The sequence below is a fragment of the Yoonia sp. JB2-21 genome (genome assembly GCF_055693545.1).
The window spans coordinates 88,832-101,124 of record NZ_JBVFUC010000001.1; the positions used below are offsets into that span (position 1 = coordinate 88,832).

Annotated in this window: 11 protein-coding genes and 1 pseudogene; 4 read left to right on the forward strand and 8 right to left on the reverse strand. The window is 56.6% G+C overall.

All coding sequences use genetic code 11. From position 1 onward, the window contains the following. Nucleotides 1–99 precede the first annotated feature (99 nt). Nucleotides 100–930 (forward strand): FkbM family methyltransferase, encoded by an 831-nt coding sequence (locus ACZ1G5_RS00380; protein WP_472730977.1) that lies wholly within the window; start codon nucleotides 100–102, stop codon nucleotides 928–930. On the opposite strand, the gene ACZ1G5_RS00385 is transcribed toward ACZ1G5_RS00380, so the two are convergent. Continuing rightward, a complete protein-coding gene (locus ACZ1G5_RS00385; RefSeq protein WP_472730978.1) occupies nucleotides 910–1,518 on the reverse strand; it encodes a hypothetical protein in 609 nt (202 codons plus the stop codon). The two genes, ACZ1G5_RS00380 and ACZ1G5_RS00385, sit on opposite strands and share 21 nt — an antisense overlap. Nucleotides 1,519–1,598: 80 nt before the next feature. On the opposite strand from ACZ1G5_RS00385, the gene ACZ1G5_RS00390 reads away from it, so the two are divergent. From ACZ1G5_RS00390 to ACZ1G5_RS00400, 3 genes are all read left to right on the forward strand, one after another. Beyond that, nucleotides 1,599–2,456, forward strand: a complete 858-nt coding sequence (locus ACZ1G5_RS00390) for a DMT family transporter (protein WP_472730979.1) — start codon at nucleotides 1,599–1,601, stop codon at nucleotides 2,454–2,456. A gap of 165 nt (nucleotides 2,457–2,621) precedes the next feature. Beyond that, on the forward strand, nucleotides 2,622–3,701 hold the full coding sequence (locus ACZ1G5_RS00395; protein ID WP_472730980.1) for an OmpP1/FadL family transporter: 1,080 nt from the start codon (nucleotides 2,622–2,624) through the stop codon (nucleotides 3,699–3,701). A 113-nt stretch (nucleotides 3,702–3,814) separates the two neighbouring features. Beyond that, nucleotides 3,815–4,738, forward strand: coding sequence for a DMT family transporter (locus ACZ1G5_RS00400; RefSeq protein WP_472730981.1), 924 nt, complete (start codon nucleotides 3,815–3,817; stop codon nucleotides 4,736–4,738). Here ACZ1G5_RS00400 and lpxB read toward each other — a convergent pair. The 7 genes and pseudogenes from lpxB to rseP all read right to left on the reverse strand — a co-directional run bounded on the left by lpxB (nucleotide 4,679) and on the right by rseP (nucleotide 12,291). Beyond that, entirely contained in the window at nucleotides 4,679–5,815 is a 1,137-nt protein-coding gene (gene lpxB, locus ACZ1G5_RS00405) for a lipid-A-disaccharide synthase (RefSeq protein ID WP_472730982.1), read from the reverse strand. The genes ACZ1G5_RS00400 and lpxB overlap by 60 nt on opposite strands. Continuing rightward, on the reverse strand, nucleotides 5,812–6,693 hold the full coding sequence (locus ACZ1G5_RS00410; protein ID WP_472730983.1) for an LpxI family protein: 882 nt from the start codon (nucleotides 6,691–6,693) through the stop codon (nucleotides 5,812–5,814). The genes lpxB and ACZ1G5_RS00410 overlap by 4 nt, the downstream gene beginning before the upstream one ends. After that, entirely contained in the window at nucleotides 6,693–7,475 is a 783-nt protein-coding gene (gene lpxA, locus ACZ1G5_RS00415) for an acyl-ACP--UDP-N-acetylglucosamine O-acyltransferase (RefSeq protein ID WP_472734241.1), read from the reverse strand. The genes ACZ1G5_RS00410 and lpxA overlap by 1 nt, the downstream gene beginning before the upstream one ends. After that, nucleotides 7,472–7,933 (reverse strand): 3-hydroxyacyl-ACP dehydratase FabZ, encoded by a 462-nt coding sequence (gene fabZ / locus ACZ1G5_RS00420; RefSeq protein ID WP_472730984.1) that lies wholly within the window; start codon nucleotides 7,931–7,933, stop codon nucleotides 7,472–7,474. Before fabZ ends, lpxA begins: the two co-directional genes overlap by 4 nt. A gap of 88 nt (nucleotides 7,934–8,021) precedes the next feature. Further along, nucleotides 8,022–8,543 (reverse strand): OmpH/Skp family outer membrane protein, encoded by a 522-nt coding sequence (locus ACZ1G5_RS00425; RefSeq protein WP_472730985.1) that lies wholly within the window; start codon nucleotides 8,541–8,543, stop codon nucleotides 8,022–8,024. After that, nucleotides 8,544–10,850, reverse strand: coding sequence for an outer membrane protein assembly factor BamA (gene bamA, locus ACZ1G5_RS00430; RefSeq protein WP_472734242.1), 2,307 nt, complete (start codon nucleotides 10,848–10,850; stop codon nucleotides 8,544–8,546). A gap of 105 nt (nucleotides 10,851–10,955) precedes the next feature. Beyond that, nucleotides 10,956–12,291, reverse strand: a pseudogene (gene rseP / locus ACZ1G5_RS00435) (RIP metalloprotease RseP). Nucleotides 12,292–12,293 lie beyond the last annotated feature (2 nt).

Sequence of the window (12,293 nt, forward strand, 5' to 3'; positions counted from 1 at the left end):
TGCGCGAGCAATTCTTAAGATAACGCATGGTAAAGTTAACCATTTGTAAATGAATTCTCCCCTAGGTTGCACGAATGTAATCTTTGCGAGTTGAGTGTCATGCAGCCTTCCCTCTCCCGTATCCAAACACCCCGCCTGCGCGCGGGCCTTGCGTCCAGCAAACCATTGCGCGCCCTGGCGCTGCCTTTGTTACGGCTGTGCGACTGGTCGATCAGAATCAAGAACCCCTATGCGGGGGTCAGCTTCCACCTCCTCAGCTTTACCCACAAAGGATATTGGTTCTACGGTCGGTCGCGCGAGGCGGCGACGATGCAACGGTTCAGGCAGCTTGTGCAACCCGGCGACACCGTGTTCGAAGTCGGCGGCCATATCGGATTCATCGCGCAATTCTTCGCAAAGCTGACCGGTCGCACCGGTGCGGTTCATGTGTTTGAACCGGGCACCCAAAACAAACCGTTCCTGCGCCAGAACATCACGCCATTCGACCATTGCGTGCATATTGATGCGGCCGTCAGCGACCATGACGGCAAGGCCCAATTTTATGAAGAAAACCTCGGCGGCTTTATGAATTCACTTGACCAAGGTTTTGCCAAGGGCAGTGATCTTGCCATGTCTCAACGTGCCGCAATGCATATTGAGGCCCGTCAAGTACGTACTGTTACACTTGATCGCTACGCCATATGCCACGGATGCTCCCCCGATTTCATCAAGATTGATGTCGAGGGCGCAGAATTGGCGGTGCTGCGCGGTGCCATCAAGACGCTTGCCCATGTGAGGGCCGTCATGGTTGAGGTCGCGCGCGACAAGGAAGACGTTTTTGCGCTGCTGACAGATGCGGGCTTTCACCTCAGCGACGAAAACGGCACCCCGCTGACGACACCGGATGCGTTGCAGGGGAATGTCTTCGCCCTAAGGGATAAGCGCCTCTAGCAACAGATCGGTGGTGAACTCACCGGGGCCGCAAGCGGCCAGATCACCAGCCACCCCAATCGCGAACCATTCTGCGCGCGCGGTCAACTGCACGCTGATCTGCGGGCCAAGTCGCAGCGGATCACGACCCCAGTGAATGTCCGCCAACGGATCTTGGGCAAACAGTGCTGTCAACGCGCCGGGATCAAGACCCGCGCGCGCGACCAAAAATCCTGCAATGCAATCAACCTGCCGTTCCACCAGCCCGCGCAACATTGCCTCTTCTGATCTGCGGCTACGGATCTGGGACAGGGCGAAATCTGCAACACCATGTTGCACCTGCGCAGCATGGCCATAGGCATGTGCGACCAGATATGCGGCCTGCGGCGTGTCCCAGACATCGCTAGCCACAAAAACCCGATTGCGTGTCGTGCAAAAGGTCACGAAGGGGTTCACATTCGCATCGGCACCGCACTGCGCCGCTATTTCGTCAACCCGCTGAACATCAGGCATGCGCGCAAAAGCAGACATCGCGGCCTGCGAAACATCTGTCACAGGGTCCGCAGCTGCTGTTGATACATTCAGAACCAAGATTGCAAACCACCGCATCGCGCATCTCCCCAATGTTGCACGCCCACCATACCCCGATAAGGGTTGCAAAGGACAGCATTGCAGTGACAACTGCCCACATGAACACTACCCTGCAAGCTGCACTCTGGATGATTGGCGCGATCACGTCATTTACGTTGATGGCCGTTGCCGGTCGGACGGTTAGTGTTGAGCTTGATACATTTGAAATCATGCTTTTCCGCAGTCTGACGGGGATTGCCATCGTCGTGTGTGTTGCGGGTTATGCGGGCACACTCAAAAGCATCGGTCGCAGCAAACTTGGCCTGCACGCGACGCGCAACATTTGCCATTTCGCGGGGCAGAACCTTTGGTTTTTTGCAATCACCATGATCCCCTTGGCACAAGTCTTTGCGCTGGAGTTTACGACACCGATTTGGGTCATCCTGCTGTCACCGCTTTTGTTGCAAGAGCGGCTGACGGCGATCGGGCTCTTTTGCGCAGCATTGGGTTTTGTGGGGATCTTGATGGTCGCCCGCCCTGACCTATCCAACATCAACATCGGCCTGATCGCCGGGGCAAGCTGCGCAATCTTCTTCGCGCTGACCGCAATCTTCACCCGAAAGCTGACCCAGACAGAATCGATCACCACAATACTCTTCTACCTGACCGTCATACAGGCGGTTTTTGGTCTGATTTGCGCAGGTGTCGACGGCGATATCGCACTGCCATCATCAACAACTTTGCCGTGGGTCATCCTGATCGGATGTGCAGGTCTGCTCGCGCATTTTTGCCTGACCAAAGCGCTCAGCATCGCGCCGGCCAATATTGTGATGCCGATCGACTTTATCCGCCTGCCAACAATCGCAGTTGTCGGGGCGGTGATTTACAATGAGCCGGTGGAAATCTGGATCTTTGTTGGTGCCATCCTGATCTTTACCGCAAATTATGTTAACATGGTTTATGCGACCCGTGGCTAAGGAACGCCTGTGCTGCGACAGATCAAGAAATGGTGGCAGGTATTATTGTAATTTTGTGACGCAGCGGCGCAGGATTTGAAATGACGCGGCGTCATTAATTGACGTAAACCTTGGGCAGTCCATAGGGTGGTCCGCACATATTTTATTCATGACAGGGATGAGGACATGAAAAACGTAATCACAACAGGGGCAGCCCTGCTGCTGACGACCAGCCTTGCACACGCGGTTGGTCTTGATCGGTCTGGTCAACCCGTAGGCATTATCTTCGAAGAAGGCAGCTACGCAGAGCTGAGCTTTGGCTACGTCATGCCTGAGTTGAGCGGAGACTCAATCACAACGGCTACAACCCCAATTGACAATGTTGCGGAAAGCTATGGCCAGCTTGGTCTGGGATACAAGCGCGACATCGACAACCAATGGTCTTTCGCCCTGATCCTTGATGAGCCCTACGGCGCAGACATTGACTATCCGTCAGATACAGCCGCCCCACTGCAGCCAACAGCTGCAGAATTGAACTCAATCGCGCTGACAGCTCTCGCCCGCTACAAGTTTGACGACAACTTCAGCGCACATGGCGGTCTGCGTGCTCAGCGTATCAACGCTGATATCACCCTGCCCGGTGCCGGAACTACTGTCGAATTGGAAGACAGCGTCGCTTACGGTTACGCCATTGGTGGTGCTTACGAACGGCCTGAGATCGCACTGCGCATTGCGCTGACATATTTCTCGGAAATCGAGCATGAGTTTGACGCCATCGTTGGCGGAGCAGTCGAAAGCGAAACCGAAGTAACGACCCCACAGGCTGTCAATCTGGACTTCCAAACGGGCATTGCCGCCGATACACTTTTGTTCGGTTCCGTTCGTTGGGCCGAGTACTCAACAGTCATCGTGCAGCCAACACCGCTGCCAGCTTCAATCACCGAGATTGAAGACGGCTATACATACACCTTGGGCGTTGGTCGGCGATTCAGCGACGTGTTCTCAGCTTCGGTAAGTGCGACGCTTGATACCGAAGGCGAAGACGATCTTGTTTCTCCCTTGTCTCCGTCGAACGGCAGCTACTCGATTGGCCTAGGCGGTCAATACAAAGTTGATGACAACATCACCGTATCTGGCGGCATTCGTTATGTTGTGATTGGCGACGCCCGTCCTGAATTGGACGTTCCTGCAGTCGATACACCCTATGCGAAATTTGAAGACAACACCGCTGTCGCGATTGGCTTCAAAGTGGGCTACAGCTTCTGAAGCTGGTCCACACCTTTGAATAACAAAGCCCCGCCCGACCCGGCGGGGCTTTTTCTTTGCCCAAGGGCATGATCCGGGTTGCGTGATCCTTCACAAAACGATCATCTCGCCTCATGACACCGGTCCAGAAAACAATATCGCCCCGCGCATGGGCCGAACTCCTGATCCTCTCGCTGATCTGGGGCGCATCCTTCCTGTCGATCCGCATCGCTCTGGATGAAATCGGCCCTCTGACGGCAGTGGCGCATCGCACCGGATGGGCGATGCTCATTTTGTGGGCCTATGTTCTGATCCGCCGACTGGAGCAACCGCAAGGCTTGCGGATCTGGGCTGCATTCCTTGTCATGGGCCTGCTGAACAACGTTATCCCCTTCAGCCTGATGGCATGGGGACAGTTGCATATTGAAACTGGCCTGACCTCGATCCTCAATGCCTCGACGGCTATTTTTGGCGTCGTTGCAGCGGCGGTTTTTCTTGCAGACGAACGACTGACGGCGCGCAAAGCCATCGGCGTCACCATCGGCTTTCTCGGTGTTTCAACCGCAATTGGTCTGGCTGCGTTCAAGGATTTTGATATTCGCTCACTCGGCCAACTGGCGGTGATTGGCGGCACGATGAGCTACGCGCTGGCCGGTGTTTGGGCACGCAAAACACTGGGACACCTCACACCACAAGTTGCGGCGGCAGGCATGTTGACCGGGTCCAGCATGATCTCCATTCCTGCCGCGTGGTTGATCGAGGGGCCCATCACCTTGTCTCTCCAGCCGCAAACATGGGTCGCCATCGGATATTACGCCATCTTCGCCACAGCGATCGCCTATATGCTCTACTACCGGGTTCTGGCGATGGCAGGCAGCGGCAACCTGATGCTGTGCACACTGCTTGTGGCCCCGGTGGCCATCGTCTTGGGTGCTATGGTGCTGGGCGAAGCTTTGCCACTGCGCGCATATGCCGGATTTGCCATTCTGGCACTTGGGCTATTGATCCTTGACGGACGGCTGGTGCAGGCGATCAAGAACCGCACGGGCGGCACGTAGACCGGGCGGCTCTCCACCCTGCCCCAATCGTTCCATGGTGAGTGCCATTGCAGCATGCTGCTCACCCGGAGCGTGAAGTACCCCAAGCACCGCATCTGCGATCGGTCCGGGCTGACACGCCTCTCCGATGAATTCAGGCACAACGCGCGTTTTGCTGACAAGGTTCACCAAAGTCACCGTATCCACCATCAACATCCGGCTGATAATCAAGCGGCTAAGCCACGCCATGTCGTACGCGATCACCATTGGCGTCCCGCTTGCCGCCAGTTCCAGCGACACGGTGCCAGAGGCCGCAAGTGCGACATCGGCCCGTTTGAACCAGGCCGCCTTATCCGGCGATCCGGGCGACAAGACCGTGACCGATATATTCCAATCCGCAACACGGGCCTTTACAAGTTCGTGCACGCCGCGCGTCGTCGGGATCACAAATCGCGCATCTGGAACGGCGTTGGCGATCTTTTCAACCGCCGCACCAAACCGGTCCGCCAGCCGCGATACCTCACCCTTGCGGCTGCCCGGCAGCACCAGCACAACCGTGCCCCGCCCCAGCGCCGCGGCCTCTGCGTCGGTTGCAACAGGTTCTGCCACCACCGGATGGCCAACGAAGTCGCAGGCCATGCCAGTCGCCTGCATCAAAGGTGGCTCAAACGGAAAAAGCGCCAGCACATGATCAATGTGGCGCGCCATCTTTTCGGCCCGCTTGGGGCGCCAGGCCCAGACGGTTGGGGCCACGTAGTGGACTGTGCGAATGGCGCTACCTGCCTTGACCAACCGCGCCACGCGCAGGCAAAAATCAGGGCTATCAATCGTGATAAGGACGTCGGGGGCCGTTTCCAGCACCGCATCGGCCATTTCGCGAATACGCGCCTTCAGTGCCCGGTATTTCGGCAGGATCTCGGCCAGCCCCATGACGCTCAGCTCTTCCATAGGAAAGCGGCTATGCAACCCTTCGGCTAGCATCAGCGGGCCACCAACACCATCAAACGTCACATCGGGGCGCAGCGCCTTGAGCCCGGCCATCATTGCCGCCCCCAGTTTGTCGCCAGAGGCCTCTCCCGCAATAACAAAAACCCTCATGCGCCCCCCTTTGGGCGCACCCACAGAAACAATCCGGCCTGATCCGCGGCCGCGATGACTGCGGGCAGATCAAGAACCATGACGCCTTGCGCCTCGATCACGATCCCCGCAATGCCCGCAGCGGCAGCGGCATGTACCGTTTGCAAGCCAATGACAGGCAGATCGGCGCGGCGGTCCTGATCAGGTTTTGGTCCCTTGAAAAGAATGGCACCCTTCGCATCGACCGGATCCCCATCCGCGCCGCTTAACCACTCTGCCGCATCCCCAAGAAGCGCGCCAAGACCGTCAACCGCAGCCCACAGCGGATCATCGGCCGACGCAAATCGCGCCATCATCGCATCCGTGCCGGCGATCCCTTCACGGGCCAGCACTCTGCCACCCCGGACCAGACAGGCCTGACCGGTGTCAGCACGCCCCATGTCCGCCAACGCAAGTTCGCCAGTGACCGCGTCCTGTTTGTGGTCAATCGTCACGGGCCTAGCACCATAGACACCGGCCTCAGGCAGCAAATCAGGTGCGATGTCATGGGCCGCCCGTACTTCGAAACCGGCTTCTTCGAATATCGCAATCACCGCACGCAAGGCGCCATCGTCCCCTTGGGCAATCGCCGACATAATGCGCGGGACAAGCCGCTGCGTCGGCTTATCAACCGCAGCGGGATCAATCGCGGGGCGCTTAACCGCACCTGCCATGCAAAGCGTCGTCACACCCCGGGCTTTGAGGTCGTCCAGAAAAGTCCCAAGATGCTCGATCCGAAAAGTGATGTCCGGTGTGATCGCGGGGCGAAACCCGGTCATTGCGCACACAATGGGCCTTTCCGGCAAACGCGCCAGTAACGCAGGTGGCAGATCACCAGTGCCAGCAATCAAGGCCAGCATCAGCCTGGCGTCAGAAAATTGCGGTCCGTATCGCCAAGGATAAACGCAACCATCTGCTGAACATAAGGGCTGTCGCTTTCATCTGCCAGACGATGCGCACGATCTTGGAACGTCCCCTCACCATCCTTCAGCATTTGAAACGCCGCCCGCATCGCGGTGATGTCCGCACGATCCACGCCCTTACGCTTCAGCCCGACGAGGTTAAGCCCATCAAGCGCGCCACGCGGCCCCTGGACCAACCCATGTGGCACCACGTCCTTTGTCACCATGGTTACAGCACCAATAATGGCGCCTTGGCCAATGCGCACAAACTGATGGACGCCGCAAAGGCCACCGATGATCACATCATCCTCTATGATACAATGTCCCGCAACGGCAGAAGAATTGACCACAATCACCCGATCACCGATTTGCGCGTCATGCGCAATGTGGCAGCCGGCCATGAATAGCCCATCATCACCGATGCGCGTCTCACCCCCACCATTCGCCGTGCCGGTATTCATGGTGACATGTTCGCGGATGCGATTGCGCACGCCAATCCGTAAGCGTGACTTTTCGCCATCAAACTTGAGGTCTTGCGGGATTTCGCCAATTACCGCAAATGGAAAAATCACCGTGTCTTCACCAATATGCGTATCGCCATCGACAACAACATGACTCTTTAACTCTACCCGGTCACCCAAGACCACGTTCGCACCGATCACACAGAATGGCCCGATGATGCAATCCGCACCAATCTGCGCACCATCGGCGATCACGGCAGAGGGATGGATCGACATCAGCCCTGCATATCCATCATTGCGGTAAACTCGGCCTCAGCGGCCATCTCACCGTCGACAGTCGCGACACCTTTGAAGCGCCAGACCTTACCGCCGGGTTTGCCACGGGTCGTTTCGACATGCATCTCCAGCACATCGCCGGGCACTACCTTTCGGCGGAATTTGCAGCCATCAATGGCCATGAAATAGACCAGCAGATTGCCTTCAGTCAGCCCAAGTGACGCCCCAACCATCACCGCTGTGGTCTGCGCCATGGCTTCAACGATCGTGACACCGGGCATGATCGGATTGCCCGGAAAGTGCCCTTGGAAATGGGGCTCATTCATCGTGACGTTTTTGATGCCGACGGCTGACGTTGTACCGTTGATGCTATGGACCTTATCGACCAGCAAAAAGGGGTAACGATGCGGCAGGATCTTCTGGATCAGTTGGATATCTGCTGTGGTAACGGCGTCGGTCATTCCGGGTGGCTCCTTCTTCAAACTGGTGGCGCCACTTGGCCGCCTGACTTTATCACTAACAAGGCGGTCGCAGACCGGCAAGCATCAGCTATTCAGCACCCTTGCCCAATTCAGCGTCTATTCGCACGATTGCATCATCTGTGATTTCGGCGGCGCGCACCGACAATACGATATTGCGCTCTTCCATCACCATGACGGCACCCCGTTCCAACATCATACTGGCAATGATCCCCTGCACGCGCTGTTCAAACCGGGAACGTGCCGCGGCCGCCGCAACCTGAAGATCGACATTCTTGGCATCGCGCACACGGCGGACCTCTTGCACTTTCGTGTCGAACGCGTCGGCCTCGGCCCTGAATTCTTCGGGCGTCATTTCCGGACGGCGGATGGTCAGGCTGCGCTCTTCGTTGGTCAGCGATTCGACAATCCGGTCATTCTCGGCCTGTAGTTCCGCTGCCTGCGCCGCCAGTTCCTCTGACAGCCTGCGTCCATAGAGCGTTTCAACAAACAGCCGTTCCAGATCAACAATCAGGATCGGGGGCCCGGATTGCTGGGCTGACACGGGAAGCGCCAGAACCAGCCAAATCAGAAAGGCCCTCAAAACCGCCATTTAGAAACTCGTTGAGATGGTCACATCAAAGTTGCGTGTTTCGTCACGATCCTGAACGTCCAGAGGTTCCGTGAAGTTAAAGCGCAAAGGGCCAATCGGCGTTGTCCAAAAGATCGACAGACCCGCAACGGAACGACCGATGGCATCGTCTGAAACAACGTCTTGCCCAAAGGTCTCTCCCACATCCCAGACCGAACCGTAGTCGATAAAGGCACCGCCGGTGATGCCATACTCACTCGGCAAACCCAGCGGGAACTCTGACTCAAGTCGTAGCACCGCAAAAGAATTGCCCCCCAATGCGTCGTCAGTCAGATCATCACGTGGGCCAATGCCACCCGGCTCAAACCCGCGCATCAGACGGCTGCCAAGGAAAAAGCGGTCGGTCACGCGGCTGCTCCCGTTTTGGTAACTCAGATTGCCGGCCTCGAAAGTGGCGCGCAATGTCACTTCTTCGTTCAATACACGGGTTTCTGCACCAGCAAGTGCTGTGGTTTTGATAAATTGCGTGTCGCCAAACCCAAACTCCTGACCAAAGCGTAAAACGACACCTGCATTCGGGTTCAAGCCTGTGCGCCGGTTATCAAATGTATAGGAATACCCAAGCGCATTCGTCCAAACAGCGCCTTCTTCGGCTTCGTTCTGGATGATGACACTGGCGTTGCTGGACACGTCTGAAATCTCGGTGAACTCCAGCGCATAAAATAGTGCAAGGCGCCCGGTTTCGCTCACAGGAAATGCCAGTGTTGGGCTGACCCGCAAGGTCTCGGTGTCATAAAGCGCGTTTTCGTTGTTGGTTGTTCTATAAGAAAGATCGACAGAACCACGCAGTTCGCGGCCCAGCAACTGCGGCTCAGTAAAGCCGAAGCTGAATCGGCGGTTTGACTCGGCGGTGGAAATATCAAAGTCAAGGCGCTGGCCACGCCCCTGGAAATTGCTTTGACGATACGACGCGAGCAATGACGCACCGGTATCCGTGTTGAAGTTTGCACCAAACGTCAGCGTTCCGGTTGGCCCTTCGGTGACATCAACATCAACAATGGCCTGGCTTGGTGAAGACCCCTCGCGCGTGTCAACCGACACACCTTGGAAAAAACCAAGGCCGCGGATACGGCGTGCGCTTTCCTGGATTTCGCGGGGATTCAGCGGGTCGCCCTCAACGGTACGGAACTGATTGCGAATAACGCGGTCAAGGGTCGTGCCATTCCCTTCGATATCGATACGCTCGATAAACACGCGTTCGCCCGATACCAGCGCATAGTTCACATCTACCGTCAGATCACGTGCGTTGCGGGTGATCCGTGGCTCCACTTCAACAAAACTCAGGCCGCGTTGGACGGCTAGCCGTTCCATCCGGTTGACGTCGGAATCAATTGGAACAGGCGAATAGGTGGCACCGGCACGTACACGCGCGCTGTCTTGAAAATCCGCCGCATTCACGCCGTTGATTTCACTCGACACCGTCACGTTACCGAAGGCAAAGCGTTGCCCCTCGCGGATATTATATGTGACCAGATAGGCATCACGTTCGCGGGTCAAAGAGACGTCGACGTTCTGGATAACAAAATCGAGATATCCGCGCGACCGATAGAAATCGGTCAGCGCTTCACGATCCTGAAGGACACGTTCAGGCGAATAGGTGTCACGGCCAACAATCAATCGGAAAATACCCGCTTGTTTGGTTTCAAGAACGCGGCGCAGACGGCCTTCGGAATAGGTCCGATTACCAACAAATGAGATACGTTCGATCTCTGTGACGGCGGATTCGACAACCTCAAACACCAGATCAACACGGTTGTCTGACTGTGGGATAATGCGCGGCGTTACCGTCGCATTGATGCGGCCTTGTTGGGCATAGGCCTGCGTAATCGCTGCCGTGTCCGCCTCTGCCTGTGCGGGCGTAAAGACACGACGGGGTTGCGATTGTACAAGCTGCAACAGCTGCGCGTCGCGCAAACGGCTGTTCCCTTCGATATTGATACGGTTAATGGTCGGATATTCGACAACGCGGATCAGCAAGCGGCTACCCTGCGGCACCAGATCAACGCTTTCAAACAATCCAGATGCGCGAATATTCTGCCCCGCCGTGTTCAATTCAGCAGTCGATAGCCCTGCGCCGGCTTGAAAGCCACCAAACGTCAGGATCGTGCCATCAGCGACACGCTGGTTTCCCTCGACCTCAAAAGTGCTGAACGCAAAGTTTTGCGCGTTTGCGGCACCTGCCGCCAACACCAAGACAAAAAGCGCCACCCAGACTGATCGCACCGCTGCACCACATTGCGCCAAGACGCGCCCCACACTTGTCATCATTTCGACCGCCCGTGCCAAGTTCCCTGTTGCTTTGGAAGTACCGACAATGATCGGGGATGTCAAAACGACAAGCATGTCATTTTGGCATTTGCCGTGATCGGGTTCTTAGGGGCAAAGAATGGTATCGTTCAGGATAGTGAAGGACATCAACGACAAGACCAGCGCCAGCCCCACAAACATAAAGACTTGAACGGCCCGGTCGCTTGGTTTGCGACGTGAAACAGCTTCGTAAGCATAGAAGACCAGATGCCCACCATCCAACACCGGGATGGGGAAAAGGTTGATCAGGCCAACCGCCGCAGACAGCGCACCGATAAACCAGATAAAACTCTGCGCGCCCTGCTCTGCCATCGACCCGCTGGTTTCAGCGATACCAACCGGACCAGACAAATTACAGGTTGATATCTTGCCAAACAAAATATGCTCCATCGCGGACAGTGACGTCGTCACGGTGTTCCACAACCCGTCAGCACCAAGGCTCACCGCCTCGAACAGCCCCACACTTTCGGTCTTTTCATCGAAAAATATCGTCCCGGTAATCCCGATCAGCCAGCGTGTTTCAAAACCACCTTCCGGGGTCGGCAGATCAACGCGGCGCGGCGCAATCGTTTTCTCAAGCGTGTCGCCGTCACGCCAGATCGTGAAATTAAGATCCACCCCGTCCGCCGCAAAAACAATGTCCTGCACCTGCGAAAAAGCAAAGACCGGCGTGCCGTTGATTGCGGTGATGACATCATTCACCTTGATGTCGGCGTCATCGGCGGCGGACCGCGGGCTCACGCTTAGTACAGCCGCCGGAAAATAATGCGGTCCTTCCACAGTGATCTCATCACCGTCGCGCAACACTGTATAGGTCAACCGCTCCTCAACCGGCACAAGGTCGGCAATTGATCCTGTTCGGTCCGGGTCATCAAAGCGGACGTCTTCAACGGCAACCATAACATCACCTTCGCGCAGTTCCGTCGCGAAACTTGGCGGTAAGGGACGCAATTCACCAAAGGTCAGCGGATCCGCCGTGCGGCCTTGATACATGATCGACCCGGCAAAGATCGCAATGGCAAGGACGAAGTTAAAGACGGGGCCTGCGGCAACGGTTCGCCGTCCTGGCCCACAAAGGGGCACCCAGCATCGTGCGCCGCATATCAACTTCGGCCACTTCGCCATCGCTGCCGACACTGGCGGCATTCGCATCGCCCATGAACTTCACATATCCACCAAGAGGCAATGCTGCGACTTGCCATTTGGTGCCGCGCTTATCTTCGCGACTGTAGATAACGGGTCCGAACCCAAGCGAAAATACGTCAGCATGAATGCCACACCAACGCCCAACGATGTAGTGGCCATATTCGTGGATCGCCACGATCACAGACAGGGCCACAACGAAGGCCACAATCATAAAGGCGAAATTGCCAAACATCGGCACAAATTGCATCAGATCCAAAG

Bases quoted from the DNA above. Each gene is read 5' to 3' on its own strand.
- ACZ1G5_RS00380 (WP_472730977.1), top strand. From the start codon at position 100: ATGCAGCCTTCCCTCTCCCGTATCCAAACACCCCGCCTGCGCGCGGGC.
- ACZ1G5_RS00385 (WP_472730978.1), bottom strand. From the start codon at position 1,518: ATGCGGTGGTTTGCAATCTTGGTTCTGAATGTATCAACAGCAGCTGCG.
- ACZ1G5_RS00390 (WP_472730979.1), top strand. From the start codon at position 1,599: ATGAACACTACCCTGCAAGCTGCACTCTGGATGATTGGCGCGATCACG.
- ACZ1G5_RS00395 (WP_472730980.1), top strand. From the start codon at position 2,622: ATGAAAAACGTAATCACAACAGGGGCAGCCCTGCTGCTGACGACCAGC.
- ACZ1G5_RS00400 (WP_472730981.1), top strand. From the start codon at position 3,815: ATGACACCGGTCCAGAAAACAATATCGCCCCGCGCATGGGCCGAACTC.
- lpxB (WP_472730982.1), bottom strand. From the start codon at position 5,815: ATGAGGGTTTTTGTTATTGCGGGAGAGGCCTCTGGCGACAAACTGGGG.
- ACZ1G5_RS00410 (WP_472730983.1), bottom strand. From the start codon at position 6,693: ATGCTGGCCTTGATTGCTGGCACTGGTGATCTGCCACCTGCGTTACTG.
- fabZ (WP_472730984.1), bottom strand. From the start codon at position 7,933: ATGACCGACGCCGTTACCACAGCAGATATCCAACTGATCCAGAAGATC.
- ACZ1G5_RS00425 (WP_472730985.1), bottom strand. From the start codon at position 8,543: ATGGCGGTTTTGAGGGCCTTTCTGATTTGGCTGGTTCTGGCGCTTCCC.
- bamA (WP_472734242.1), bottom strand. From the start codon at position 10,850: ATGATGACAAGTGTGGGGCGCGTCTTGGCGCAATGTGGTGCAGCGGTG.